Below are 24,988 nucleotides of genomic sequence, written 5' to 3' on the forward strand. Positions count from 1 at the left end.
ATGTGCTTCCCCGCACCCGTCCGGACCTGTCCGGGTGCCGAGACCCGGCCGCGGTTATCCCCAGCAGGTGCCCCGCCCCGCCCCCGGGCGCCCGCCCAGGGACAGCCGCGAATCGGGGGCCCCCCCCCCCCCCCCCGCCCGGGCCTTTCCATTTGTGCCATGCCTTGTGCCGATCGCCATTGCCCCCTTGCCCCCCCTTGCAAGCAGGGCCGTCCGCACAGAGACTGTTGGCATAGGCGATGAAGGATCCGGCCGGTCGGAGGTTTTGGCCTGATGACCAATCTCTATAAGAAACACGTGCTGCCTCGCCTCGTCGCGCTCTCCTGCGGCACCAGGTCCCTGGACCCGATGCGAACGCGGGCATGCTCCGGGCTTGCCGGTAGGGTGCTGGAACTGGGTTTCGGCTCGGGAAGCAACGTGGGTCACTACCCGGAGGGAATGACCGAGGTGGTGGCCATTGAGCCCTCCGACACCGCTTGGCGGCTATCGGCCGGCGCGCGGGCGGCATCGGCAATCCGGATCCTGCGCGGATCGGTTGACGGCCAACAGCTGGGGGAGCCCGACGGGTACTTCGATGCCGCACTGAGCACCTTCACGCTGTGCACCATTCCGGATGCCGCCGCTGCCCTGGCTGAGGTCCACCGCGTGCTCAAGCCCGGCGGGACGCTGCATTTCCTGGAACATGGGCTGGCCCCCGATGAAAAGGTCCAACGCTTCCAGCGCCGGGTCGAACCCCTTCAGAAGGCCCTGGCCGGGGGCTGCCACCTCACCCGTTCCGTCGTTGAGATGCTTCACGATGCAGGGTTTCAGACCACCGAGTTGGATACTTTCTACCTGCCCGGAGCGCCGCGCTTCGAGGGTGCGATCAGCCTGGGTGTGGCGACCCGATCCTGAACTCCCGCCCCTGCCGCCTACTCGTGCGAGTACCGGGCGACCAGCTCGCGCTTGAGCACCTTCCCGCTGGGGCCCAGCGGGAAATCCGCCACGATTTCGACAAGCCGCGGATACTTGTAGGCCGCCAGCTGTTCCCTGGCGTAGTCGCCAATGGCGTCTGCACCCAAGAGGCTCCCTGCCGCAAGGGTCACCGCGGCCACGATTTCCTGGCCGTGCTTTTCATCCGGCACCCCGAAGACCGCGGCATTGGTGATCTCCGGGTGGGCGACCAGCACTTCCTCGACTTCGCGCGGGTACACGTTGTAGCCGTTGCGCAGGATCATGTCCTTCTTCCGGTCCACGATGCTGATGTAGCCGTCCTTGTCCTTGGTGCCCAGATCCCCGGTGCGGAACCAGCCATCCACCATGGCTTCGGCGGTTGCCTCGGGGCGGTTCAGGTATCCGGAAAAGAGATTGTGCCCGCGGATCACCAGCTCGCCCAACTCACCGGTTTCCAGCAACTCGATGGCATCGGAGACCTCTGGGCGGGCAACCTCGATCTCGACTCCCCAGACGGGCTGGCCCACGGTTCCTGGCCGCGGCTCGACGCCCACGTGGTTGAAGGAGGCCACCGGCGAGGTCTCGGTCAGCCCGTAACCCTCGTGGATTGTCGCGCCGAAGTGCCCGCTGAACCCCTGGAGGATGGCCAGCGGCAGGGCAGCGCCGCCGGAAACCGCGTAGCGCAGGGCCGGGGCAGGCTCCGGGCGCGCCTTGGCCGCGGCCAGCAACCCCACGTACATGGTGGGCACGCCGATGAAGATGTTCACGCCCTCGTCCAACACCATGTCCAAGGCGGCCTCGCCGGTGAACTTGGGCAGCAGCAGTATCTCGGCGCCGGCGCGCAACCCCGCGTTCAAGGCCACGGTCTGCCCGAAGGTGTGGAAGAGCGGCAGGCCGCCAAAGAGCTTGTCTCCCCGGCGCATGTCGAAGGTGTTCAGCAACAGCACGTTGACCTGCTCGACCAGGGCGAAGTGGGTGCCAAGCGCGCCCTTGGGCTTGCCGGTGGTGCCGGAGGTGTACAGGATCGTGGCGATGTCCAGCGGCCCGCGCGGGACGTAGGTGCCAATGGGTGTTGCGGCCCTGGCGAGGTCCTCAAGGCGGGGAAGATCCCCGGCCTCGGGAGACATCACGGTGAAGACCCGCGCCCCGGCCGCGAGCGCACCCGGTGCCCCCTCGCCCAGCAGCGGCGCGGCGCAAATGAGCGTCTGCGCCCCGGCGTCGCCCAACACGTATTCGATCTCGTGGCGCTTGAAGAGCGCATGCACGGGGACCGCCACGGCTCCCAGGGCCAGCACCGCATAGTAGACGCGGGCGAAGTCGGTGACGTTGGGGATCATGATGGCGACCTTGTCCCCGTCCGCCACCCCGGCCTCGCGTAGGGCCCCGGCGTAGGCGCGTGCCTGGTCCCACAGGTCCTTGTAGCTGGTGCTTGCCCCGCCCAGGGTGATGGCCGGCAGGTCGCCGTGGCGCTTGGCGCCCTCTGCCAGGATGGCTGCAACGGACAGGGTGGCGTTTGGAACTGGTGCGTTCACGGAGGTTTCTCCCAAGACGAAGGTGCGGGTGGGCTCTCGCCCATCGTGCTCGCCTCGCCCCCGCCTGTCAACGAACAGCGCCGCGAGGGGCCCGCCGTTCACCGAAGAACCGGGTCAGCTGCCAGCGGCCACGACCTGGGCGACCGGGACGTCCCCGTCGCTGAAGTTGATGGTCCGGCCGACGCTTGCCGGATCATCGAGCGCCGCCACGATGGCCAATGCCGTGTTGGCCCGGGAAGTCGAGGTGTCCGACGCGGGGTCGGGCGTCGGGTTCAGCAGACCGGTGGGTTCGGCAAGGGTCAGTGCCCCGGGGCCCAGGATGGTGTAGTCCAGGGTGCTGGCACGCAGGTGTTCGTCGGCGGCGATCTTGGCGGCCATGTAGGGGTAGAACGGGTCATCCAGTGCCACCAGGTGCTCGGTGTCGGCGGTGAGGAACGAGACCATGACATAGCGCTTTGCCCCGGTGATCTCCGCGGCGTTCATGGAACGGATGGCGGCATCGCGGTCGACGGCATAGGTGCGGTCCGGGTTTCCGCCGCCGGCCCCGGCTGACCAGACAATCGCTTCGGCACCCTGGAAGGCCTCGGCCATTTCTGCGGTCGTCGCGTTCTCCATATCCAGCACCAGTGGCGTGGCACCCGTGGCGGAGACATCCGCAGCGTGGTCGGGGTTGCGGATGACCGAGGTGACGGTGTCGCCTCGCTTGGCCAACTGGGCAGCTGCCAACAGCGCGACCTTGCCGTGGCCGCCAATGATCGTGACCTTCATGATGCTCCTTGAGTCGTGTTCAACGTGTGCCTGGATGTGCGGCGTCCGCGTCGAGCGGTCTCTCTTCCAACGAGGTGCCCGGTGTGCTGCATGCCGTCCCCTAGTCTTTCAGTTTTCGGGCGGGTGCGGGGCGAACCACCGGGCCGGGTCCCTTAGGCGGCGACGAGGATGCCGTCCTCGTCCGAGTACAGCATGGCGCCGGGGACGAAGGTGACACCGCCAAAGGACACGACCAGGTCCACCGCGCCGACCGAGTCCTTGGCGCTCTTGCGCGGGTTCGATCCCAGGGCCTTGATGCCCAGCGGGGTATCGGCCAGGGCCATGCGGTCACGGATCGCGCCGTTGATCACGACGCCGGCCCAGCCGTTCTCCACGGCAGCGGCGGCGATCATGTCGCCCATCAGTGCGGATTCCAGCGACCCGGCCCCGTCGACCACCAGCACCGCGCCATCGCCCGGGGAGTTGAGCAGGGACTTGACCAGGCCGTTGTCCCGGTAGCAGCGCACCGTGCGCACCGGCCCGCTGAAGCGGGGGTGGGCACCGAAATTCTCAAATTGCAGGGAAACCGATTGCAGGGTTTCATCGTTGTCGAAGAGATCGCAGGTGGTAAACGTCATGTTCCCCAGCCTACGATTCACGGCGCCGGAATCCGGCCGGTGTTACGCCGGATGCGGGGTGTCCGTTCGAGACGCCCGGCGGTGCCCAAGTTGTTGGCTGGGCCTCTGGGCGGTTTCGGCGTAGCATGCGGCCATGGGCAACGTTGTGATCAAGCGAGTCTACGAGGAGGCCGAAAGCGACGACGGCTACCGGGTCCTGGTGGACCGGATCTGGCCCCGGGGCATCAAGAAGGATGATGCGGAGCTGGACCTCTGGCTCAAGGAAGCGGGGCCGTCCGATGAACTTCGAAAGCAATTTGGCCACGTCGCCAAGAAATTTACGGCCTTCGCCAAGGCCTATCGCAAGGAACTGGACGGCTCGGAGGCCTTGGAGAAATTATTGTCCCTAGCTAGGGACAAGGATCGCCTGTGTCTCTTGTATGGGGCCAAGGACGAGGAACACAACCAGGCCGTGGTGCTGCGTTCGGTCATCGGGGAGCAGCTGGGCACGGGCGGGGCGTAACCGGTATCGCGGATCCGGGGCGTAGCGACGGATCCATCCGCCACTGCACCCCGGATCGGCAGGCGCCTAGATAAAGGTGTTGCTGCTGGTGCCCAGGGATTCGATGGAGGTTTCCAGCACGTCCCCTGCCTTCAGCCACGGGTGGCGTCCGGCCTCGTTGCGCCTGCCCAGGGCGACGCCGGCGGGGGTCCCGGTGAGGATCACGTCGCCGGGGCGCAACTCGTTGAACACCGACAGGTAGGCCACCAGCGCCGCGGGGGAGAAGACCAGGTCGGCGGTGGAATCTTCCTGGACGATCTCCCCGTTCACGCGCGTGGTGATTTTCGCACCCGTGGCGAAGTCCTCGGGGCTGACCAGCCATGGGCCCAATGGCGAAGCCGCGTCCCAGCACTTGCCCTGGGTCCATTCGGTGGTGCGGCCTTGGTAGCCGCGCATGGACACGTCGTTGGAGACCGCGTAACCGGCAATGTGCTTGGGGGCATCGACCTCGGAGATGCGGCGCCCGGGTTCGCCGATAATGACGGCGAGCTCGCCCTCCCAGTCGATGCGGTGGTCCTCGGCCGGGATCTCGATCTCGTCGTTGGCGCCGGCGAGCGAGGAGGCGAACTTTGTGAAGACAGTGGGGAATTCCGGTTCCTGCTTGCCGACCTCGGCAATGTGGTTGCGATAGTTCAGCCCGATGCAATACACCTTGGCCGGGTTGGTGATCAGCGGGGCGTAGTCGGCGTCGGCCAGCTCGGCGACGGCGCCGGTGGCGGCTACACCCAATGCCGCGGTGCGGGCCTCGGGGTCGGCGGCCAGGAAGGCACCCACATCGGCGAAGCCCTCGAGCTCGCTGAAGTTCTTCTCGGTGATCAGGGCGGCAAAGGTGCTTTCGGGCGCACCGGCCCGGCGCAATGTGGCAAGTTTCATGCCCTTATCCCATCACATGGGCACCGAAGCGCCGTAACCGGTGACGCATTTTTTCTTTTTCCCGCGGGTGCCGCTAGCGCAGGGCGGCAGTGAATTCGGCTGCAAGCATGGCAATGGCCTCGTGTTCGCCAGCGGCCACCAGGGCTCCGGGAACCACCGAGGAATCGACACAGACCGCCAGCGCCCCTGCCTCCAGGAACTCCTTGGCATTGGCCAGGGTGACCCCGCCGGTGGGCAGCAGGCGCACGCCGGGGTAGGGACCTTGCAACTCGGTGAGGTAGCGCGAACCCATGATTGCGGCGGGGAAGATCTTGACCATGGCACTGCCAAGGTCAAGGGCCATGGCCACCTCGGTCGGGCTCATGGCCCCCAGGCAAAATGGCACCCCGGCCTGTGCGGCGACCTCGGCCACCTCCGGGCGGATCCCCGGGGCAACGATGAACTGGGCCCCTGCATCGATGGCGGCGCGAGCCTGGTCGGCGTGCAGCACGGTGCCGGCGCCGACCACTGCTCCGTGGGTCTGCACGGTGTCGGCTGCGCGGGCCAGGTGGGTGAGCATCCCGGGGGTCGTGAAGGTCAGCTCCACCGCGTAGATGCCCCCGGAGACCAGGGCGCCGCACAATTCTGCGGCGTCGGTGATCGCCTCGGTGCGGACCACCGCCAGGGCCTTGTCGCGTTGGAGCATCTGGATCATTTCCGGCGTGTTCATGTGGATTGCGTTCTTCCTTTCGCGCTGCGTCGCAGCGCCCGGCCGGCGAGGGCCGAAGTGGGTAGGTGCTCGGAAACGGCGGCCACGCCGTTGACGAACACGTGCTTTATTCCTGCCGCCGGTTGCCGTGGATCGGCAAAGGTGGCCCTGTCAATAATGACATCCGGAGCGAAGACCAGCACATCGGCGGCGTTTCCCTCGGCCAGCACCCCGCGACCGGCCAGTCCCAGGCGGGCCGCTGGACGGCCGGTGAGCTGGTGGATCATCCCCGGCATGTCCATCGGTCCCGCGTCCCCGGCATACCGCGCCAAGAAGCGCGGAAAGGCACCCCAGGTACCTGGGTGGGCCGCGGCCACAGGGACTCCGGGACCGGACCCGCAGTGGCTGCGGTGCCCCACGATGGCCCGCAGGTTTTCCTCGTTCCCGGTGCGGTGCAGGATGCCGGTGGCCAGCTCATCGGCGCCCAGGATGCGCAGGAAGGTGGTGACCACGTCGGTTGACTGGATCGCGGCAATCCGGGTGATGTCCTGGCCCACCAACATGGACAGCTGCGCGGAACCCACCGAGGCGATGCTCACCGCTTTCCAGTCGATGTTCGGGTCGGCCTGGACCTCGGCACGGATTCGTGCCACGGCATCGGCATCGTCGAGGCGGGCCAGGATATCGGCGGCGTGCCCTTCCCGTGCCCAGGAAGGCAGCAGCGAGGAGAGGAGCCCGTGGCCCTCGAGGTAGGGGTGGGAACCGCAACCCAGATCGACTCCGGCATCCAGGGCCGCGTCAAGCATGGCCAGAAGCTCCGCAACCGTACCCATGGATGCCCCGGCATCCAAGCGCAGATGGGCCAGGTGCAGGGACGCCCCGGTCTTGGCGGCAACGGCGATGCTGCCGGCCACGGCTTCCAGCACAGTGCCGTGGTTCGGGTCGTGTTCCGTGGACCAATAACCGCCGCAGGCGGCAATGGCCGTGCCCAGGGCCTCGAGCTCCGCTGCCGTTGCGCGGGGCTCCGGGTCGTGTTCCGGGCCGGAGGACATTCCCACCGCGCCCTGCTCCAAGGCATCGGCGATGGCCCTGGCCTGGGCGGCAATCATCTCGGCCACGGACGCGTCCTCCACGCCTCGCATGGCAACCTCCCGCACGGTCCCCAGCGGCACCAGGCAGGCCACATTGGCGCCTGTTCCCTCGTCGATCCCGTCAAGGAATTGGCCCACGGACGGCCAGGAAAGTGGTGCAAGCGATTCCGGGGCTTCTCCGTGCGGGGCGAGGGAGAACCCGTCCTGCCCCAGGACCTGGGTGGTCACGCCCTGCGTGAGGGCTGCATGGTGGGCAGGATCGGTCGGCAGGGTCGGCTCGGAGCGCCCGTGCATGTCGATGAATCCCGGGCAGGTGACCAGACCAGACCCGTCGATGACCAGCGTGCCGCCGTCCTCGATGAAAGCCCCGGCCGGGAGAATGCGGGAAATGCGGCCGTCCTCGAGCACGACGTCGCCCGCGTATTCGGCGCCGCCGGAGCCGTCGATGATGCGGGTGCGGGTGATGGCTGTGCGCACCGGGAGCGGGCGCACAGCATCGATCCGCATTAGAAGAAGGTGTGAACTAGGGAGACGACTCGTTGGTCCTCCACTGCGTCCTCAAGGACCGGGATCAACGACCACTTGTCAAAGGCCGTGCAGGGGTGGGAGAGGCCCAGCCGGATCACGTCGCCGACCTTTACCGTGGTGGTGGCCGGATCGAAGCGCAGGAAAGAGTGCTGGTCGTATTGCGTCACGATGCTCGCACCGACCAATTCGGTCATTTCGCTGCCCAGGTCGGGGCCGATCATTTCTGGTTCGGGCAGACCCTCGTCGAAGGGGAAGTCGCGCTTGCCGCCGTCGAGCAGGGCCAGTCCCGCCTCGGGCTGGGAAACCACGCGGGCCCAGCCGTGCATGGCGGCGCGAAACGGGGCAATGCGCTGGCGGGCGAAGTGTGAAATGCCGCGGTGGAAACGGTCGTCGTGCACCAGGTAGTCCCCGGACCGGATCAAGACATCGATCCGACGGCCCCCGGCGCCGGTGCCGGCGTCAATGGCGGGTGACAGCATCGATGCAACGTCTTCGAAGCTGGCCCTGCCACCGGTGCTCAGGATCAAATTTTCCCCGGCGGTGTAGTGGCCGGACGCCAAAATGAGTTTGTGCGCCTTGAACATCTGCACCAGGTAATCGCGCACCGTTTGCAGGGCGGCCTCGTCGGCGCCGTGCTCCGGTGTACCCTCATAGCCGCCGATGCCCACAAGGATGAGGTGGGTGGACGCGGCAACGGCGCGGGAAATGTCCAGTACTTCATTGATGGAACGGGCGCCGGTGCGGCCGACGGAGCCGCCGAGCTCCACCATCACCCGCAGGGGAGTGGGCATGCTTTCCGTGCTTGCGGCCAGTTGCGCGAGCGTGGTTTCAAGCAGCTCCACGCTCTGCAACGAGTCGACCCATGAGACCACTTCGAAATCGTCTCCGGTCACCGAGGACACCCAGGCGATGGCCCTCGGATCGGAAAGCGTATTGGGGAGTAGCACCCTGGCTATGCCATGGGCGTGTGCCACACGCATTTGGGCGTAGTTGGCCAAAGTGATGCCCCACGCGCCGCGTTCCAACTGCTCGGCCCACAGCTGCGGGGCCATGGTGGTGGTGCCATGCGGGGACAACAATACCCCGCGCGCGCTGCCCCAGGCAGAGATCTGCTTGAGGTTGTGGGTCATGGCCGTGAGGTCCAGGGTCAACAGCGGCGTTTGTAGCTGGGAAAGCTCCACGTCCCTTGAGGTGAATTCGGCGGCGCTTTGCCCGTGGAAGGTGGCTGGTATGGCTTTGTGTCGCCAGTCAAGGGTGACGCGACCCAGGTTGGCGATCATGTCGACAGCATAGGCGGGGGAAGCCAGGGTCGTTCGTTCCGATTGTGCAAGATCATCCACGGCTAATTCCTTATTAATTCGGCCAGAGGCACTGTGTTGGATGGTCATGGGGAGTTACGGACACACAGGCTTAATGTCTAACACGGCCAGGAAAAATCCGCCAACACATCCCGAATCGCGAACAGGCCCCACCGGCGGTGGTGAAGCCGGGCTGCGGCACCATGACATTGTCCGGCCCGTCGGCGAAAACCGCGAGTCGCATCAATCAATGGAGTTAAGAAAATGCGGGAACCATCATCGAACGCAAGGAGCGTGTTGCCGCCTCGAAGGCACTACAACGGCCCGAATGAATGAAATGTGAATCGACGTTCAGCGCCCGGCCCCCGATGGCAGCAATGACATTCCCTGCATTCCACCGTTCGGTCTGGCAGGCTGCACAGACCGGAATGAATGGAATTGTTCGACGATTCACACGTTGGGATCGGCACCTTCTGAATGTGAAAAACGAATGGCGGCGAGATGCACCGAATGGGCCTCGAGTGTTGATTTCGACGTCGTTGATAAGAGCGACGAGGCGCGAATTCTGTCGTGGCACAAGGAGGGTCTTCACGGGTCCGTGGTGTGCCTTGTTCCGGAGCGGCCAAGGCTGGCGCCAACGGCCATGTGCACTCTGCCTGTCCCGCCGCCGGACAGGCCTTCTCCTGCGCTCAGCGGTGTCCAGCGCCTACGTGGTTGACGAACCATGCGGCAATTGCGGATCGGGACTGCCCGGGGTCGTTCGAGGGTTGGAAAATACATGCAATGAGTGGTGCTTCCCTGGATTGGAATCGGGCGTCCTGATGTGAGGGCCACTACTTTTTTGACTCAGTGTTTTGCTCTGCGGGACGCTCGGCGGGCTGTTGGGCCGGGGACACGCGGAGTAGGATCGGGAGACACTCACGTGAGGAGGCCAGATCCATTGTCAGCCCTATGTTTTCAAGGATTTTCCGACAGTTCGTGTTGATATCCCTCGACTCTTCAAATACTGCGTTGAACGGATAATTCCCGGATAAAGCCATCAATTCCCATTCAATCTCGATGGATTGCCCGGAGCACTCCCAAGTAGATATGAAGCCCCCTTTCACGTATGTTTGCACGGTATCTGAGGCCTTTCGGGCCGACGAGAGCAGGCTACGTAACCAAAGTGAAGCAGGTTTTGATGTGTTTGAATTCATTGGCGAAAGATTCCGCCAAATATTGTTCGCCTCGTGGCAACATTTCTCGCTAGTTGCGCAGTGTCTGATCCTCGCGACGATTATCGCCGTGGTGATCGCGGCGCTGGTTTACCGCAATAAGTCCTTGTCTTCCCTGGCCAACGGGGTCTCGGCCATTGGCCTGACCATCCCCTCGTTCGCTGCGATCGGCTTGTTGATCGCCCCATTCGGGTTCGGCGTCACCCCCGCCGTCATCGTGGTCACGTTCTTTGCCGCGCTGCCAATTGTCCGCAATGCCATCGTCGGCCTGGCCGGCATCTCCCCGTCAGTGGTTGAGTCTGCCCGCGGCATCGGCATGAGCCGCATGCGCACCCTGGCAACGGTTGAACTTCCCATGGCATGGCCCGTCATCCTGTCCGGCATCCGGGTATCGGCCCAGATGGTGATGGGCGTTGCCGCGATTGCCGCCTATGCCCTGGGCCCCGGCCTCGGCGGATTCATCTTCTCCGGCCTTTCCCGCCTGGGTGGAGCAAAGGCCTTTGACTCAGTGCTTGTCGGAGTCATTGGCGTGGTCATCCTGGCCTTCATTCTCGATCTCATTTTGCTCGGCATCGGCCGACTTACCACTCCGCGAGGTATCCGTGTCTGAATCCTCTGACGCCATCACTGGCGCATCAATCTTGCTTGACGAAGTCACCAAGCAGTACCCCGGCCAGGTCAAGCCTGCCGTCGGCGGACTCACCCTCGAGATCCCGGCGGGAAGCATAGTCATGCTCGTAGGCCCATCGGGCTGCGGCAAGACGACCACCCTGAAAATGATCAACCGCCTCATCGAGCCCACCGGTGGAAAGATCGTCATCAACGGCGAAGACGTCACCAAGATGGACGGCGACACGCTGCGCCGCCGCATTGGCTATGTCATCCAGGCCGGGGGACTCTTTCCGCACATGACCGTGGCAGCGAACATCGCCATCGTTCCCAAGATGCTGGGCTGGAAAAAGGACAAGATCGCTGCCCGCATCGATGAGTTGCTGGAGCTGGTCTCGCTGGATCCGGCCATCTACCGCGATCGCTATCCCAAGGAGCTCTCCGGCGGGCAGCAGCAGCGCGTTGGCGTTGCGCGGGCGTTGGCCGCCGATCCGCCCGTGCTGCTCATGGACGAGCCCTTTGGCGCAGTTGACCCGATCACCCGCCAGCGCCTGCAGGACGAACTGCTGAACATCCAGTCCGAGGTGCAGAAGACCATCGTGATGGTGACGCACGACTTCGATGAGGCGGTAAAGCTGGGCGACTGGATCGCCGTCTTCAACGAGGGTGCCCAGCTGGTCCAGTACGACTCCCCGGAGCGCGTCTTGGCCAACCCCGCCAACGAGTTCGTGGAGAACTTCATTGGCTCCGGTGCCGGCCTCAAGCAACTCACCCTGACCCGGGTGAACGAGGTAGCGCTCATGGATGCGATCACCGCGCTGCCAGGCGAGTTGGCCAGCGACGTGCTCTCCCGGCTCCAGGGCGAGGGAGCCTCGTATGCGGTGGTCCTGGACCAGCGCCGCCGGCCCATTCGACGCCTCACCCGTCGCCAGCTCTCCCGCCTGCAGCTGGTCGACGACACCATCGACGAGTCGATGCCGTCGGTCAGTGACCAGTCGACCCTGAACGACGCGTTGGACACCATGCTGGTTTCGAGTTCCGAGACCGCCGTCGTCACGGGCAGGCGCGACGTCTTCCGGGGCCTGATCAACGTGCAGACCATCATGGAGGCCATCTCCCAAGCCAACGCCGCGGCCGCGGACGCTTCCGAGGCACCCGTTGGATTGAACTCCGGCGCCATTCCGGCCCTCGCCGTGGAGAATGCCGTGGCGGCGGAGCCGCAAAGTACGGAGGAGCCGCGATGAGTACCCTTGCCGCTGGCTCCAATCTCGCCCAGATCACCGAGCCGAGCCGCCCCGTACAGCGTCCGTGGCTGGTGCTGGGGCTTCAGCTGCTGGGAATCCTCGCAGCACTGGCCGCCGTGGCGATCTGGCTGGCCAACTCGGACCTGAGCGAGACCGAGCGCACCACGCTGGCCCCGGCAACCCTCTGGGGCTACACCGTCGAGCACCTGAGCCTCACGGTGGTGGCCGCGCTCATCGTGTTGGTCATCGCCATCCCGCTGGGGATCGTGCTGACCCGACCCTCGATGCGCAGGCTCACCAACCCGGTGATGGCAGTGGCCAACATCGGTCAGGCGGCCCCGGCCATTGGCTTGGTCGTCATCCTGGCGTTCCTGGTGGGCTTCGGATATTGGGCTGCCGTTATCTCACTGGTGCTGTATGCGATCCTGCCGGTGTTGTCCAACACCATGGTCGGACTCAAGCAGGTTGACGAGCGCCTCGTTGAGGCGGGACGCGGCATGGGCATGAGCTCCATGGCCGTGCTGTTCAAGGTCGAGTTGCCGCTGGCTGTACCGGTCATGCTTTCGGGCATCCGCACCGCGCTGGTCTTGCTGGTCGGCACCGCCACCCTCGCCGCCTTCATCAACGGCGGCGGTCTGGGAATCCTGATCACCACCGGCGTGAACCTGAACCTCACGGTCGTGCTGATTGCAGGATCCCTGCTGGTGGCATTGCTGGCGCTGCTCATCGACTGGCTTGGCCGTGTCGTGGAGCAGCTCGCCCGGCCGAAAGGACTTTAGAGATGAATGCAGGAAAATGGATCAAGTCAACCGCACTCATGGCGGCGGCCGGCGTGCTGCTGACCGGATGCGGACTGTCCTCGGCGGGCTCGTATGTGCCGCCCGCCGGGCCGGGAAGCATTAGCCCGCTTCCCAACCTCCCGGGGAATCCCACCATGACGGTGACAAGCAAGTCGTTCACCGAACAGCTGATCCTGGGCAAGATTGCCGTGCTGGCCGGCCAGGCCGCCGGATTCAAGGTCAACGACCTGACGGGTGTTCCCGGCAGCCAACCGGCCCGTGAGCTGCTGTTGTCCGGCCAGGCCTCCGTGCTGTGGGAATACACGGGAACCGCCTGGCTGACCTACCTGGGACACGAAACAGGCATCGCCGACCAGTCCGAGCAGTGGCAGGTGGTGCACGACCAAGACCTCGAGGAGAACGGGATCCTCTGGGGCAAGCCCGCACCCATGAACAACACCTACGCCATGGCCGTGCGCAGTGAAGCGGTCCAGGACCTCGGCGGGATCAGCAAGCTTTCCGAGCTCAAGGACCTTGATCCCGAGGACCTGACGTTTTGCGTTGACGCGGAATTCAATTCCCGGGCGGACGGCCTGAATCCGATGCTTGAGCTCTATGGGCTGGAACGCGGCAACCCCAAGTCGGTGCCCGACACCAACGTGGGGCTCTACGACACCGGGGCGATCTACAGTGCCACCGATAGCGGTGCCTGCAACTTCGGTGAGGTCTTCACCACCGATGGACGCATCAAGGCCCTGGACCTGACGGTTCTGGAGGACGACCTGGGGTATTTCCCCGCCTACAACGTTTCTCCGGTCTTCTTCGGGGAATTTTCCGACAAATACCCGGGCATCGAGGACGTCTTTGCCAAGATCGCCCCGTTGCTCACCGACGAAGCACTCCAAGACATGAACCTGGAGGTCGACGTCAACGGCCGCGAGCCCGCGGACGTGGCCTTCGAATGGATGGTCGCGGAGGGCTTCATCACCGAGCCGTAACAGGTCCGAAGATCCCGTTGTCCAACGTTGAAGGGGGCGCTTCCAAAAAGGAAGCGCCCCCTTCACATGTCCGGTCGTATGCGCCCGCAGAGGCCCCGGCCTTGCGGGGCACTGGTCCGCGTTAGGACCTAGGATGGGCAGATGACCAGCCCGAATGAGAACCCTCCCGTGGTGGGCGTGCTGCTGGCCGCCGGCGCGGGATCGCGCCTGGGCCGCGGCCCCAAGGCGTTGTTGCGCAAGCCAAACGGCCAGAGCCTGCTGGGCTCCGCACTTGCCGCGCTCCGGGGCGGAGGTTGCACCCAGGTCGTGGTGGTTCTGGGGGCCGACGCCACACGGGTCACGGAGCAGGTCAACGAACCCGGTGCCACGGTGCTGGTGAACGAGCACTGGGCAACCGGCATGGGGTCGTCTTTTGCCATGGGCATGGGCGCGGTCCCCGACGGGGCGGCTGCGCTGGTGGCGCTGGTGGACCAACCCGGCATGAGTGCAGCTCTTGTCCGCCGGATAGCCTCTGAACACCGTGCAGGACGGATCACCGCTGCCGGCTACCGCCGGGACGACGCGTCGTTGCGGCGCGGACACCCGGTGATCTTCGCCCCCGAGAAAATTCCGGCGGCGGCAGCGGCAGCCTCCGGCGATGCCGGGGCGCGGGACTACCTGGCAGCGCATCGGGAACTAGTCGATCTCGTCGACTGCTCGGACCTGGACGCCGGAATGGACATCGACACTGTCGCCGACCTCGAGGCACTCGGCTGGAAGTAGCGGCGGCACCTTGCCCGCGGCCTCGAGGGCAAGATAGACATCGTCGCGGCGAAAGGGGGTCCGGGTTAAACCGATCCCGGTGGCATCCCGCAGGGCGTTGGCGAGGGCGGGAGCGACGGGATTGTCGGGGATCTCACTCATGGGCTTGGCCCCGAGCGGTCCCAGGGAGTCGGTGGTTTTCGCGAAGTAGATTTCACTGCGCGGTACATCGGCAAAGGCGGGGACGTGGTACTGCCGCAACACGTCGGTCGTGACCTTCACCGTGCCATCGATGAGCATCTCCTCAAAGAGCGTTGCGCCCAGCGCGCCAGCCGGGGCGTCCGTGGTTGCGGCCAGCCAGGCATCGCCGGCGCGGAATGCATCCGGATCGGCGGTCGGAACCACTGCCTCGACGGTGTTCAGGTCCATGCCGGGGCCCCCCGGTTGGCGGGCTGGCGGGATGCGGCGTTGGCCGAAGGGTTGCCGGGGACTCCGCCGTGGATGGGCCCGGACAGCGTGTTCAGTGCAGCACCCGTGGCCAGGGGCGACCTGCTGGCGATGATCTCCGCGGCAATCCCGATGGCAACTTCGCCGGGGGTGGCGGCTTGCAGGTCAAGACCGATGGGGGAGTGCAGAGTGGCCAGCGCTTTTTCGGGGACAGCGGCTGCCCGCAACTCGCGCATGCGGGATTCGTGGCTGGTCCGCGAGCCCATGGCACCGACATAGGCGAGAGGCTGGCCCAGCGCCAGGGACAGCAACGGGATGTCGAATTTCGGGTCGTGGGTCAGCACGCACAACACCGTGCGTTCATCGACGCGTCGGGCGGCAATTTCGCCGGCCAGGTAGTCATGCGGCCAGAGCGTGGAGATCTCGTCGGCAACCCCGAAGCGCGGCTGCAGGGTGAAGGCGGCGCGGGCGTCGCACAGCGTGGAGGAATAGCCGAGCGCAGGGGCCAGCTTCAGCAATTCCTCGGCATAGCTGTTGGCCCCGAAAACGATCATGCGTGGCGGGGCGAGCCGCGACTCGACAAACAGCTCAACGGCCCCGGCACTGCAGGAACCGGATTCCTGGTCTAGCTTAATGACTCCGGTGCGGCCGGCGGCAATGAGCGGAAAGCAGAGCCTGGCGGCCTGCGAACTGCCGTCTTCTCCCGCCAACGGGGCCACTAGCCCGGCCAGGCCGGAAACGGACAGGGTGGAGGGATCCGAAATCAATGTCGAATCGGAAGACCCTGCATCGATCCGGCGAACCAGGGCCACTGGATCCGCTGGCGGGAGCGAAGCATAGGTTTCCAGCAGCCGGTGCATGGATGAACCGGCGTCAAAGGGTGCGATGTGCACGTCCACTTCACCTCCGCACATCAGTCCGGTGGCGAAAGGATCGGTGGGTGAATAGCCGTAATGTTCCCGGCGCGAGGTCCCTTGCGCCATGGCCTCGAGCGCCGCGGTGTGCACCGCCGCATCGATGCAGCCGCCGGAAAGCGACCCGGTGATTCGGCCATTCCCATGAATCAGCATCGAGGTTCCACGGGGATGCGGGGTTGAACCCCGGGTGTCCACGATGGTGGCCACAGCGAAGGATTCGCCGACAGCTGTCATCGAGGTGTTCAACGCGGAATGGAGATTCAGCATGGCTCGAATCCTTGGGGACACCCAAGAGTAGCGAGATCGCATCGAGGGGAACGCAAAGGGGAGGACCTGCCGGTACAAGCCACATGAGTGACCGGAACCCGGAGCCGCGCTCGCCGACTTTGCAGTGGGGGTTCCGGCATCGAGATGCAGGTGCTCGGTGGTGGCATGCTGTCCCTGGCCCGCTGGTGGCTGCGGTCGGTGAATTTCAACTGACTCGCCGTGCCTAGTACTCGATGCGGGTGTCGAGGGCAGCCCACAACGCGAAAGGCTCGTGGCGATCGACCCGGGCGTCGTTGATGCGTTCGACGGGCATCAGGGTGGCTCGTTCCGCCTCGCTGCCCTCGAAGTATTCGTAGAATGCCGCGTCGTCGAATCCCGCCTCGGCCGCCTCGTGCCTGTCGGAGGCAAAGACTACACGAGACACGCGTGCCCAGAGGGCTGAAGCAAGACACATAGGGCAGGGCTCGCAACTCGAGTACAGCACGGCGCCGGTGAGGTCGAAGGTTCCGAGTTCTTGGCAGGCGGCGCGGATGGCCGTGACCTCGGCGTGGGCGGTGGGGTCGTTGTTCGCGGTGACCCTGTTGACGCCCTCGAAACGCGATCCGTCGGCGGCCACGATCAGGGCCCCGAAGGGACCGCCCGCATTGCGGACGTTGTCCGCGGCAATGGCGATGGCTGCCGCGAGGTTTTCTGCTGAATCGGTGGTGCCCGTCATGGTGGCGACTTCCTTACCCTTCAGGCGAAGCGCCGGAGGAAGCCTGCCTTGGCTTTGTTCTGTCCGAGGCAACACTCCGCAGCTTCGAAACGGCCGGTGGGTTGGCAGTCCACGGTGGATGCCTTCCCCTCCGCAGGGAAACCGGCGTCGGTAATCTTCAACATAGCAAGTGAAGATGGACAACGCCACCATTGGTGCAGGGGCTAGGCGCGGGCCCTGGACATGGCGCGGAGCTTCCGGATCAAGGCCACGATTTGCCACACGGCACCGTAGGCAGCCAAGGCAACAACGAACGCGGCCCCGCCGCGGGTGATGATGATCCAGAGGAACGACCCGGCGCTTGCCGAATCTTCCAGGATGGGTGTCGAACCCAGGCCAAGGACAGCTGCAGTCACGGCCGGAACCACCAGGAACAGGGCCAACAGGATGGTGCGGACCTTTTGGCCAGCGGGTTCGCTCGTTTTCACGTGGTGGCCCGATGCCCTTTGCCGTTTGAGGTACCAAAGGGCCAAGACCACCAAGCCGGCCAAGGTGCTGCCATGCTGCAGGAGACGGTAAACGGCAATTCCGGCAACGGGTTTGCTGGCCAGCAACGGCACCTGTTCAACGACCCAGCCGTAGGAGTGCGTGAACGAGTCCCAGGCCAGGTGCGTGAGAAGGCCAAGCATCAGCGAATAGAACGTCCACAGTGCAACCCGGGCGCTCGTGGGCGGGCGGCCCTTGAGCGCCGGCTTGTCCGGGATCCACGAGTCGGGAAGCGCCCACCGCAGCGGTTTGGCCACGAGCCACAGGAACCCGGCCAAGACCAGCGCCAGCGGCAAGCCAACGGTCAGGATCTGGGAAAGGTCATGCGAGTTGGCGCCATTGAGCATGGGTGCGTACCAGGCGTCACTCGTGGAAGACACCATGGCGAAGTACGGGATGTCCGGTGCCATGGCCCCGGCAACCGAGGCGATTGGAACGAAGGGTTGACGCAGGAATGGCAGGACGGCAGCCGGGTGGGCCAGTGTGAACGGCAAGGGAATCCTCGAAAAGTTGTTTCAGGGCCCACGGGGCACCTTGTATCCGGTGCGAATGGGCCTGCCTCAAGCCTAATCGTCCGTAGCCGCGTTCAGGGCTGAATCGAGTGTTGGCACCGCCACGTTGGCGGCGGCATGGATTCCTGCCCCTATTGCCCGCGGGGTGCGGCTCATTGCTGCGGCGCCCGGGTGATCAATCCGGTCGTGGCGCGGTTGGCCGAGGAGAGGATGTCCGCGGTGTCGATGATCATTTCTTGCATGGCCTGGGCTGCGCGTGTCAGGGTCACGTCGTTGCGGTGTGCGAGGCTGATGGAGCGAGAAAGGCTCGGTGCGGTGAGCCTGGCCGAGCGCAGCCCGGGCCGGTCCACCATGACCATTGCGGGAACGACCGCGACACCCAGCCCGCGTTCCACGCACCGCAGCACGGCGTCCATTTCGGCGCCCTCGAGCACGACCTTGGGGGTGAGGCCCGCGGCATGGAAAGCCTGCATGGTTGTTGCACGCAGGTCGTAGCTTTCATGAAAGGTGATTTGTTCGATGGCCGCCAGTTCTTCCAGGGTGAGGGACTGGCGGCCCTCCAGGATCGGACTCCGCATCGAGGAGATGACCACGAGTTCCTCCGTGAGGAGCGGGGTCCGCTGGAGACTGGTGGCAGGGGGTACGCCGTCCTCCGAGGTGGTGATGAGCGCGATGTCGAGGGCTCCTCCGGCCAACTCATCAAGCAGGCCGCGAGAGCCCTGCTCGGTCAGGTGGAGATCGATGCCGGGGTAAGCGACATGGAACGAGGTCAGCACGTCGGCAACCAGGCTGATGCACAGAGTCGGGGTGGCACCGAGACGGACCCTACCCTTCTTGAGGCCCGCCAGTTCCTGCATCTCGTAGCGGACCGTATCCGCATCGGCGAGCATGCGCCTGGCCAACGGAAGGAGCGATTCCCCGGCATCCGTCAGTGTGATGTTGCCCCGTGCCCGATGAAAAAGTTCGGAGCCGAGGTCCGACTCGAGGGTGGAAATCTGCCGGCTTAGCGAGGGCTGGGCTAGATGCAATTGGGCGGCGGCGCGCGTGAAATGACCGATGCGTGCGACTTCCACGAAGCTTTGGAGCTGTTCCAAGTTCATGTTCGATAGCTTATCCGCATTGAAACGAGTCAAACAATTCATTGGACGGATCAAGATCCCGTTCTTAGCGTTGAACACATGAGAACAACAAACGCGAATGAGCAACAGATTTCCACCACGGTCCTGGTCATCGGCACCGGAGGATCGGGCCTGCGGGCGGCCATCGAACTGGCGGAAATGGGGGTGGACGTACTCGCCCTGGGCAAGCGCCCGCGCAACGACGCCCACACATCGCTTGCCGCCGGCGGCATCAACGCGGCCCTGGGCACCATGGACAAGGACGACAGCTGGCAGCAGCATGCCGCTGACACCATCAAGGAAAGCTACTTCCTGGCCAACCCGCACACCGTGGAAATCGTGGCCCGCGGAGCCGCGCAAGGAATCCAGGACCTGGAACGCTACGGCATGGGATTCGCGCGGGAAGAGGACGGCCGCATCTCGCAGCGCTTCTTCGGCGCACACACCTTCCGCCGCACCGCCTTCGCCGGCGACTACACGGGCCTGGAAATCCAGCGCAGCCTGGTGAACCGGGCCGAGCAACTGCGGATCCCGATCCTGGACTCGGTGTACGTCACCCGGCTGCTGGTGAAAGACAACCAGGTCTTTGGCGCCTACGGCTTCGACGTCAACACCGGCAAGCGCTACCTCATCCATGCCGACTCGGTCATCCTTGCCGCCGGAGGCCACACCCGCATCTGGCGTCGCACCTCCTCCCGCCGCGACGAAAACACCGGGGACGCCTTCCGCCTGGCCGTCGACGCCGGCGCCCGGCTGCGCGATCCTGAGCTGGTGCAATTCCACCCCTCGGGCATCATCGAACCAGAGAATGCCGCCGGCACCCTGATCTCCGAGGCAGCCCGCGGGGAGGGCGGCATCCTTCGTAACGCGCTGGGGGAGCGGTTCATGGAACGGTACGACCCGGTGCGAAAGGAACTCTCCACCCGGGACCGCGTTGCGTTGGCTGCCTACACCGAGATCAAGGAAGGTCGCGGCACCAAGAACGGCGGGGTTTGGCTGGATATCTCGCACCTGCCCCGCGAAACCATCATGGAGCGCCTGCCGCGCGTCTACCAGACCATGATGGAGGTGCAGATGCTCGACATCACCGCCGAGCCCATCGAAATTGCCCCCACCGCGCACTACTCCATGGGCGGGGTCTGGGTGCGCCCGGAAGACCACAGCACCGACGTCGACGGACTCTATGCCATCGGAGAGGCCTCCAGCGGGCTGCACGGCGCCAACCGGCTGGGCGGCAATTCGCTGATCGAGCTGCTGGTCTTTGGCCGCATCGTGGCACGGGCCGCGGCGAAGTACTCGGCGTCGCTGGATTCCCAGCCCCGCTCACACGAGGCGCTGGCGACCGCGCGGGCCGAGATCGACGACCTGCTGGCGGCCGAGGGCCAGGAGAACGTGCGCGAGTTGCAGCGCGCCATCCGGAACATGATGACCGACCATGCGGGTGTGGTGCGGGACGAGGACGGCCTGTTGGCCGGCCTGGCGAAGCTGGACTCGATCGAAGAGCGCATGGAGGCCGTGGGGATCCACCCCGACATTGCCGGCTACCAGGATCTGGCCCACGCATTCGACCTGAAGGGATCCGCGCTGGCCGCCCGGGCCACCCTCGAGGCAGCACTTGAACGCCGGGAGACCCGTGGCTGCCACAACCGCAGTGACTATCCCCAGATGGACGATTCTCTTCGGGTCAACTTGGTGTGGTCGCCTTCCGCCGGAATCGTTCGCGAGGAAATCCCCGAGATCGCGGATGAAATCGCCCGGCTTGTCAAGGACGTTTCCCGCGTCGGAAAGCTCGTGGAGTAGCGGGCCGGCGGCGCTGCCTGCGGCCCGGGCGGCCATTCCCGACGGAGGGGAAGGCCGCCCGGGCCACGGCATTTTGCGGCGGCTAGTGCTGTTCGGCCGGGTCGGCCACGGGCTTGACGCGGAAGGTGATCACGGCGAACAGGACTGCGGCCAGGCCCGCTCCCAAGGCGAAGACGAGGAAGTTCGAGTTGACGCCGAGCCCCGAGGCCAACAACAGTCCGCCAACCTGCGGGGCTGCGACGGCGCCGATTCGGCCCATGCCCATTGCCCAGCCCAGCGCGGTGCCGCGCAGGCGCTCCGGGTAGTGGTTGGCGACGGCGGCGATCAGCAGCGCCGCGGTGCCGTGGGTGCCCACGCCGGCGAGGATCAACATCGCGTAGACGACCCCGACCGGGGGAGTGGTCATGATGACGGCCAGGCCGATCCCGGCCACCAGGGCTGCGGCGGCCGCGGCGGGGGCGGCGCCAAAGCGGTCCCCGGCCCAGGCCGTGACGACGGAGCCTGCCACTGCGCCCAGGTTCAGGGCCAGCGCGAAGGTCAGGGCCGAGCCCAGGTCGTACCCGGCCTGCTCCATCAGGCTGGGCAGCCAGGTGCCCAGGCCGTACCAGGCGAAGAGGATGGCCAGCGAGGCCACCGCGAAGAGCACCGAGGCACGGGCATAGGGGGCGCGGAGCAGCTGGCCGAAGCCGGAGCCGCGGCGCGCGCCAGGTCCGCTGCGGTGCTTGAAGGACAGGGTTTCGGGCAGGTAGCGGAAGCCCATCGGCACCACCACGACCAGCGCGATGACGGCAATCAGGAACATCGCTTCCCAGCCGAAGGCGGGGATGACCCAGATGCCGGTGACGGCTGCGATCGAACCGCCGATGGGCACACCCGACATCATCAACGTGGCCATGGTCGAGCGCCAGCGGTCCGGCACCAGCTCGGCCACCATGGCGTTGGCTGAGGGAACGAGGCCACCCAGGCCGATTCCGGCCAGCAGGCGGAGGGCACCGAAGACCAGGGGGTTCGGGGCGAAGGCGCACAAGATGGTGAGGGTGGAGAAGAGGATCGAGCAGGCCAGGATGGTCCGTCGCCGACCCAGCACGTCGGCCAGCCGTCCGGCCCCGAGCGCACCGATCATCATGCCCACGAAGGCCAGTGAGCCGATGGTGCCCATGGTCGTCGGGGTCAGGCCCCAGTCGTCGATCGCCAGCAGTGATGACTGCACGGTGCCGTACACAATGAGGTCGTACCCGTCGAAAACCACCAGCAGCCAACAGGTCACAATGGCCAGCACGGCCTTGCGGTTTGAAATGTTCCTGGGCTGTGACGGCTGTGCCGAATCGCCGGTGTTCTGTCCGGTGGGACCCGCAACGGCGCTCGTTGTGGAAAAAGTCATAGGTACAAGTGTTGCCGGTCTCAGTGTGACGGCGCATATAATTCTGATGTGCAGAAATTACGCGTAAGCCGCGAGATCCCCCGCTACCCCATCGACGCGGTCGACAACGCCCTGAAGCTCATCGAGCTGTTGCGCGACCATGGTTCCGTCCGGCTCAAGGACGCGGCCGTCGAGCTCGGCGTCGCGCCCTCCACCGTCCACCGCCTGCTGGCCATGCTCATTTATCGCGGCTTTGCCGAACGCGCGAGGGGCCGCGGTTACGTTCCCGGTCCCGCGCTCGGGGCCGGACCGGCCGGCCACGGCAGGATCAGCGAGCTGCGTGCCCTGGCCCAGCCGCTGCTGGAGGACCTGGCGGCCACGGTGCGGGAAACAGTGAACCTGATGGTGCGCGTGGGCGGGGAAGTCCGCTTCCTGTCCACCGTCGAGGGTTCCCGGCCGGTGCGCGTCGGCGACCGCCAGGGGACGGTGCTGCCGGCACACCGGGCCTCGGCCGGAAAGGCCATGCTGGCCCGGCTCGACCCGCACGAGCTCGAGCAGCTCTACCGGGGGGAAACGGCCACCGCGCGCAAACTCAATGAGGCTGACTATGCCGCCTTGGTGCGCGAACTCGGATTTGTCCGGGATCGCGGGTTCGCCGCCAACTTCGAAGGAACCGAGGAAGGCGTCAGCGCGCTGGGAATGGCCATAACAAACGCAGAGGGCGAGGTGGTCTGCGGCATCAGCGTGGCCATCCCGCAATCCCGTTTCCGGGAGGTGTTCGACGCGGGCCTGCTGGGGGAGACCGCGCGCACCGCCAAGTTGCTGGAAGAGCGGCTGAGCGAGGTCTCTGGTGGCTCAGGCCTGGACCGGGGCCAGCCGCCTTCGCCCCGGTAGCCGCGGGCAACCTCGGCCCTTGGCGTGCGGGCCTCTGGTCTTGATCGGGCGCAGGGACGAGAATGAGCCTGGGGGGGGAGCCCCGAATCGGGAACCCCGGGAAGGGAAGCTGCATGGAGAACGTCATCGAGGTGCAGGGCCTTGCCAAGCGCTTCGCCCACCGCGAGGCGGTGCGCGGCATTGACTTCGAGATCCCCCGCGGCAGCGTCTTCGGGGTGATCGGACCCAACGGTGCCGGCAAGACGACCGCCATGCGCTGCCTGCTGGACATCATCAGGCCCACGGCCGGGAAGGTGCGGGTGCTCGGCACCGATCCGCGCCGGGCGGGTCCCGAGATCCGCCGCCGCATCGGGTACCTGCCGGGCGAACTCGCCCTGGAGCGGAGGATCACCGGACGGAGGATGATGGACCACTTTGCCGCCATCAGCGGACCGGTGGCCCCCGGCCGGGTCGAGGAACTCGCCTCACGGCTGGGACTCGAGCTGGACCGGCAGTCGCGCAAGCTCTCCAAGGGCAACAAGCAGAAGCTCGGACTGGTCCAGGCGTTCATGCACGATCCGGAGCTGCTCATCCTCGACGAACCCACGTCCGGCCTGGACCCGCTGATGCAGCGGGAGTTCCTCGGGATGGTGGAGGACGCCCGCGGGCGCGGGCAGACGCTATTCCTCTCCTCCCACCTGATCGGGGAGATCGAACAGGCGGCGGACCGCGTGGCGATCCTGCGCGACGGATTGATCGTGCGCACCGCCACCGTCGAGGAGCTGCGGGCAGGTGCCCGTCGCCGGCTGCGCATCGTGGCCGCCACGGACCCGGAGGCGCTGGCCGCGGCACTGGAACCGCTCCCCGGCCTTCAGCTGCTGGACACCGAACGGCTCGGCGAAGGGGTCGGCGCACTCGAGGCGCGTTTCTCCGGCGAGGTCGGCGCGCTCTTGCACACCCTGGCCGGGATCGAGGTGCTCGACCTGGTACTTGAGGAACCGGACCTGGAGGAAGCGGTGCTCGAGCTCTACGGCTCACCTCCCGGCAACGGACGCCATCGCGCGGGGGAGCCGCGGCCATGACGCCCGCCGCCCGCCGCCCCTTCCTGCCGCTGATGAGCAAGGCGCTGCTGGACACCTGGCGTTCCACGCTCGTCTGGGCCCTGGTGCTCCTGTCCGTGCTGGCGCTCTACCTTCCGCTGTACCCGTCCATGGCCGGCCCGGACATGGCGAAACTGCTCGCCTCCCTGCCCGAGGAGCTGATCCGGGCGCTGAACTACGACCAGATCGCGACGGGCGCGGGCTACGCCCAGGCGACCTTCTTCGGCCTGCTGGGATTCATGCTCTCCTCGGCCGTGGCCATCGGCACCGGTGCGGCGGCCATCGGCGAGGACGAGGATGCTGGCCTGCTCGAACTCACGCTCGCCCACGGGGTGACGCGCACCCAGGTGGTCCTGGAACGGTCCCTGGCGCTGCTGCTGCGCATGGCCTTCCTGATGGTGGTGATCTACGCGGGGGTGCTGGCGCTGAACGGGCCCTCGGAGCTGGGACTTGATCCCGGGACGCTCTTCCAGGCAGTGGCGCAGTTCCTGCTGCTGGTCCTGCTCGGCGGCACCGCGGCGCTGCTGGGCGGGGCCGCGGGCGGGCACCGGACGCACGGAACCGCGGCCGGCGCCCTGGTGGCCGTCGGGGGCTACGTGCTCAACGCGCTGGGCAACCAGGGCGAGGACCTGCAATGGATGCACGCCTTCTCCCCGTACCACTGGGCACTCGGCGGGCAGCCCGTGGCCAACGGCGTGGACTGGAGCGCGTTTTGGGGACTGGCGGGCCTGAACGTGCTTTTCGTTGCGCTCGCCGTCTTCGCGCTGCGCCGCCGCGATGTCGGGGGAGCCTAACTGCGAGATCCGAACTCGCGATTGACACAACGTGCGCCCGGGTTGAAGTCGACGCGGCCACCAAGGCCATCGGGAAGGAAATGATCGGCGGGCCCCAGCTGCGCGA

General features: G+C 66.0%; 24 protein-coding genes. 11 read left to right on the forward strand and 13 right to left on the reverse strand.

Annotation, left to right across the window (positions count from 1 at the left end; translation table 11 throughout):
- Positions 1 to 273: 273 nt before the first annotated feature.
- Positions 274 to 894, forward strand: a complete 621-nt coding sequence (locus ACIPUB_RS15905) for a class I SAM-dependent methyltransferase (RefSeq protein ID WP_407608259.1) — start codon at positions 274 to 276, stop codon at positions 892 to 894.
- A 17-nt stretch (positions 895 to 911) separates the two neighbouring features.
- Here the strand turns inward: ACIPUB_RS15905 and ACIPUB_RS15910 are convergent, their stop codons facing one another.
- The 3 genes from ACIPUB_RS15910 to rraA all read right to left on the reverse strand — a co-directional run bounded on the left by ACIPUB_RS15910 (position 912) and on the right by rraA (position 3,850).
- Entirely contained in the window at positions 912 to 2,465 is a 1,554-nt protein-coding gene (locus tag ACIPUB_RS15910; protein ID WP_407608260.1) for a long-chain-fatty-acid--CoA ligase, read from the reverse strand.
- Positions 2,466 to 2,579: 114 nt separating this feature from the next.
- A complete protein-coding gene (locus ACIPUB_RS15915; protein WP_407608297.1) occupies positions 2,580 to 3,236 on the reverse strand; it encodes an SDR family oxidoreductase in 657 nt (218 codons plus the stop codon).
- A 149-nt stretch (positions 3,237 to 3,385) separates the two neighbouring features.
- On the reverse strand, positions 3,386 to 3,850 hold the full coding sequence (gene rraA, locus ACIPUB_RS15920; RefSeq protein ID WP_407608261.1) for a ribonuclease E activity regulator RraA: 465 nt from the start codon (positions 3,848 to 3,850) through the stop codon (positions 3,386 to 3,388).
- 133 nt (positions 3,851 to 3,983) lie between these two features.
- Between rraA and ACIPUB_RS15925 the strand changes: the two genes are divergently transcribed.
- Positions 3,984 to 4,352: a DUF488 domain-containing protein gene (locus ACIPUB_RS15925; protein ID WP_407608262.1), complete on the forward strand. Its 369-nt coding sequence runs from the start codon at positions 3,984 to 3,986 to the stop codon at positions 4,350 to 4,352.
- Between the two features lie 66 nt (positions 4,353 to 4,418).
- On the opposite strand, the gene ACIPUB_RS15930 is transcribed toward ACIPUB_RS15925, so the two are convergent.
- The 4 genes from ACIPUB_RS15930 to ACIPUB_RS15945 all read right to left on the reverse strand — a co-directional run bounded on the left by ACIPUB_RS15930 (position 4,419) and on the right by ACIPUB_RS15945 (position 8,911).
- Entirely contained in the window at positions 4,419 to 5,264 is an 846-nt protein-coding gene (locus ACIPUB_RS15930) for a fumarylacetoacetate hydrolase family protein (RefSeq protein ID WP_407608263.1), read from the reverse strand.
- Between the two features lie 73 nt (positions 5,265 to 5,337).
- Complete coding sequence (locus ACIPUB_RS15935) at positions 5,338 to 5,973, reverse strand: bifunctional 4-hydroxy-2-oxoglutarate aldolase/2-dehydro-3-deoxy-phosphogluconate aldolase (RefSeq protein ID WP_264269492.1); 636 nt, start codon at positions 5,971 to 5,973, stop codon at positions 5,338 to 5,340.
- Complete coding sequence (locus ACIPUB_RS15940) at positions 5,970 to 7,550, reverse strand: amidohydrolase family protein (protein ID WP_407608264.1); 1,581 nt, start codon at positions 7,548 to 7,550, stop codon at positions 5,970 to 5,972. The genes ACIPUB_RS15935 and ACIPUB_RS15940 overlap by 4 nt, the downstream gene beginning before the upstream one ends.
- Entirely contained in the window at positions 7,550 to 8,911 is a 1,362-nt protein-coding gene (locus tag ACIPUB_RS15945) for an amino acid deaminase (protein ID WP_407608265.1), read from the reverse strand. The genes ACIPUB_RS15940 and ACIPUB_RS15945 overlap by 1 nt, the downstream gene beginning before the upstream one ends.
- 1,140 nt (positions 8,912 to 10,051) lie before the next feature.
- Between ACIPUB_RS15945 and ACIPUB_RS15950 the strand changes: the two genes are divergently transcribed.
- The 5 genes from ACIPUB_RS15950 (at position 10,052) to ACIPUB_RS15970 (ending at position 14,475) form a co-directional block, all read left to right on the forward strand.
- Positions 10,052 to 10,693, forward strand: a complete 642-nt coding sequence (locus ACIPUB_RS15950) for an ABC transporter permease (RefSeq protein ID WP_264269488.1) — start codon at positions 10,052 to 10,054, stop codon at positions 10,691 to 10,693.
- Positions 10,686 to 11,936 (forward strand): ABC transporter ATP-binding protein, encoded by a 1,251-nt coding sequence (locus ACIPUB_RS15955; protein WP_407608266.1) that lies wholly within the window; start codon positions 10,686 to 10,688, stop codon positions 11,934 to 11,936. The genes ACIPUB_RS15950 and ACIPUB_RS15955 overlap by 8 nt, the downstream gene beginning before the upstream one ends.
- Positions 11,933 to 12,715 carry an ABC transporter permease gene (locus tag ACIPUB_RS15960; RefSeq protein WP_407608267.1) on the forward strand — a complete coding sequence of 261 codons (783 nt, stop codon included), beginning with the start codon at positions 11,933 to 11,935 and terminating at the stop codon, positions 12,713 to 12,715. The genes ACIPUB_RS15955 and ACIPUB_RS15960 overlap by 4 nt, the downstream gene beginning before the upstream one ends.
- A gap of 2 nt (positions 12,716 to 12,717) precedes the next feature.
- Positions 12,718 to 13,713, forward strand: a complete 996-nt coding sequence (locus ACIPUB_RS15965; RefSeq protein WP_407608268.1) for a glycine betaine ABC transporter substrate-binding protein — start codon at positions 12,718 to 12,720, stop codon at positions 13,711 to 13,713.
- Between the two features lie 141 nt (positions 13,714 to 13,854).
- Complete coding sequence (locus tag ACIPUB_RS15970; protein WP_407608269.1) at positions 13,855 to 14,475, forward strand: NTP transferase domain-containing protein; 621 nt, start codon at positions 13,855 to 13,857, stop codon at positions 14,473 to 14,475.
- On the opposite strand, the gene ACIPUB_RS15975 is transcribed toward ACIPUB_RS15970, so the two are convergent.
- The 5 genes from ACIPUB_RS15975 to ACIPUB_RS15995 all read right to left on the reverse strand — a co-directional run bounded on the left by ACIPUB_RS15975 (position 14,389) and on the right by ACIPUB_RS15995 (position 18,937).
- Complete coding sequence (locus tag ACIPUB_RS15975) at positions 14,389 to 14,883, reverse strand: hypothetical protein (protein ID WP_407608270.1); 495 nt, start codon at positions 14,881 to 14,883, stop codon at positions 14,389 to 14,391. The genes ACIPUB_RS15970 and ACIPUB_RS15975 overlap by 87 nt on opposite strands.
- Positions 14,874 to 16,085, reverse strand: a complete 1,212-nt coding sequence (locus tag ACIPUB_RS15980; protein WP_407608271.1) for an XdhC family protein — start codon at positions 16,083 to 16,085, stop codon at positions 14,874 to 14,876. The genes ACIPUB_RS15975 and ACIPUB_RS15980 overlap by 10 nt, the downstream gene beginning before the upstream one ends.
- A 223-nt stretch (positions 16,086 to 16,308) precedes the next feature.
- Positions 16,309 to 16,800: a nucleoside deaminase gene (locus ACIPUB_RS15985; RefSeq protein ID WP_264269482.1), complete on the reverse strand. Its 492-nt coding sequence runs from the start codon at positions 16,798 to 16,800 to the stop codon at positions 16,309 to 16,311.
- Between the two features lie 203 nt (positions 16,801 to 17,003).
- A complete protein-coding gene (locus tag ACIPUB_RS15990) occupies positions 17,004 to 17,819 on the reverse strand; it encodes a DUF4184 family protein (protein WP_407608272.1) in 816 nt (271 codons plus the stop codon).
- 170 nt (positions 17,820 to 17,989) lie between these two features.
- Positions 17,990 to 18,937 (reverse strand): LysR family transcriptional regulator, encoded by a 948-nt coding sequence (locus ACIPUB_RS15995; protein ID WP_407608273.1) that lies wholly within the window; start codon positions 18,935 to 18,937, stop codon positions 17,990 to 17,992.
- Positions 18,938 to 19,060: 123 nt separating this feature from the next.
- On the opposite strand from ACIPUB_RS15995, the gene ACIPUB_RS16000 reads away from it, so the two are divergent.
- On the forward strand, positions 19,061 to 20,755 hold the full coding sequence (locus ACIPUB_RS16000; protein ID WP_407608298.1) for an L-aspartate oxidase: 1,695 nt from the start codon (positions 19,061 to 19,063) through the stop codon (positions 20,753 to 20,755).
- An 82-nt stretch (positions 20,756 to 20,837) separates the two neighbouring features.
- Here ACIPUB_RS16000 and ACIPUB_RS16005 read toward each other — a convergent pair whose 3' ends face one another.
- Complete coding sequence (locus ACIPUB_RS16005; RefSeq protein WP_264269473.1) at positions 20,838 to 22,136, reverse strand: aromatic acid/H+ symport family MFS transporter; 1,299 nt, start codon at positions 22,134 to 22,136, stop codon at positions 20,838 to 20,840.
- A 48-nt stretch (positions 22,137 to 22,184) separates the two neighbouring features.
- Between ACIPUB_RS16005 and ACIPUB_RS16010 the strand changes: the two genes are divergently transcribed.
- From ACIPUB_RS16010 to ACIPUB_RS16020, 3 genes are all read left to right on the forward strand, one after another.
- Positions 22,185 to 23,009, forward strand: coding sequence for an IclR family transcriptional regulator (locus ACIPUB_RS16010; protein WP_407608274.1), 825 nt, complete (start codon positions 22,185 to 22,187; stop codon positions 23,007 to 23,009).
- A gap of 113 nt (positions 23,010 to 23,122) precedes the next feature.
- On the forward strand, positions 23,123 to 24,070 hold the full coding sequence (locus tag ACIPUB_RS16015) for an ABC transporter ATP-binding protein (protein WP_407608275.1): 948 nt from the start codon (positions 23,123 to 23,125) through the stop codon (positions 24,068 to 24,070).
- Positions 24,067 to 24,882: an ABC transporter permease subunit gene (locus tag ACIPUB_RS16020; RefSeq protein WP_407608276.1), complete on the forward strand. Its 816-nt coding sequence runs from the start codon at positions 24,067 to 24,069 to the stop codon at positions 24,880 to 24,882. Before ACIPUB_RS16015 ends, ACIPUB_RS16020 begins: the two co-directional genes overlap by 4 nt.
- Positions 24,883 to 24,988 lie beyond the last annotated feature (106 nt).

This window comes from Paeniglutamicibacter sp. ORCA_105, assembly GCF_045798545.1.
GTDB classification, from domain to species: domain Bacteria; phylum Actinomycetota; class Actinomycetes; order Actinomycetales; family Micrococcaceae; genus Paeniglutamicibacter; species Paeniglutamicibacter sulfureus.

Excerpts from the sequence above, each read along its gene's own strand:
- ACIPUB_RS15905 (WP_407608259.1), top strand. The coding sequence starts at position 274 with ATGACCAATCTCTATAAGAAACACGTGCTGCCTCGCCTCGTCGCGCTC.
- rraA (WP_407608261.1), bottom strand. The coding sequence starts at position 3,850 with ATGACGTTTACCACCTGCGATCTCTTCGACAACGATGAAACCCTGCAA.
- ACIPUB_RS15925 (WP_407608262.1), top strand. The coding sequence starts at position 3,984 with ATGGGCAACGTTGTGATCAAGCGAGTCTACGAGGAGGCCGAAAGCGAC.
- ACIPUB_RS15930 (WP_407608263.1), bottom strand. The coding sequence starts at position 5,264 with ATGAAACTTGCCACATTGCGCCGGGCCGGTGCGCCCGAAAGCACCTTT.
- ACIPUB_RS15935 (WP_264269492.1), bottom strand. The coding sequence starts at position 5,973 with ATGAACACGCCGGAAATGATCCAGATGCTCCAACGCGACAAGGCCCTG.
- ACIPUB_RS15940 (WP_407608264.1), bottom strand. The coding sequence starts at position 7,550 with ATGCGGATCGATGCTGTGCGCCCGCTCCCGGTGCGCACAGCCATCACC.
- ACIPUB_RS15960 (WP_407608267.1), top strand. The coding sequence starts at position 11,933 with ATGAGTACCCTTGCCGCTGGCTCCAATCTCGCCCAGATCACCGAGCCG.
- ACIPUB_RS15965 (WP_407608268.1), top strand. The coding sequence starts at position 12,718 with ATGAATGCAGGAAAATGGATCAAGTCAACCGCACTCATGGCGGCGGCC.
- ACIPUB_RS15970 (WP_407608269.1), top strand. The coding sequence starts at position 13,855 with ATGACCAGCCCGAATGAGAACCCTCCCGTGGTGGGCGTGCTGCTGGCC.
- ACIPUB_RS15975 (WP_407608270.1), bottom strand. The coding sequence starts at position 14,883 with ATGGACCTGAACACCGTCGAGGCAGTGGTTCCGACCGCCGATCCGGAT.
- ACIPUB_RS15980 (WP_407608271.1), bottom strand. The coding sequence starts at position 16,085 with ATGCTGAATCTCCATTCCGCGTTGAACACCTCGATGACAGCTGTCGGC.
- ACIPUB_RS15985 (WP_264269482.1), bottom strand. The coding sequence starts at position 16,800 with ATGACGGGCACCACCGATTCAGCAGAAAACCTCGCGGCAGCCATCGCC.
- ACIPUB_RS15995 (WP_407608273.1), bottom strand. The coding sequence starts at position 18,937 with ATGAACTTGGAACAGCTCCAAAGCTTCGTGGAAGTCGCACGCATCGGT.
- ACIPUB_RS16005 (WP_264269473.1), bottom strand. The coding sequence starts at position 22,136 with ATGACTTTTTCCACAACGAGCGCCGTTGCGGGTCCCACCGGACAGAAC.
- ACIPUB_RS16015 (WP_407608275.1), top strand. The coding sequence starts at position 23,123 with ATGGAGAACGTCATCGAGGTGCAGGGCCTTGCCAAGCGCTTCGCCCAC.
- ACIPUB_RS16020 (WP_407608276.1), top strand. The coding sequence starts at position 24,067 with ATGACGCCCGCCGCCCGCCGCCCCTTCCTGCCGCTGATGAGCAAGGCG.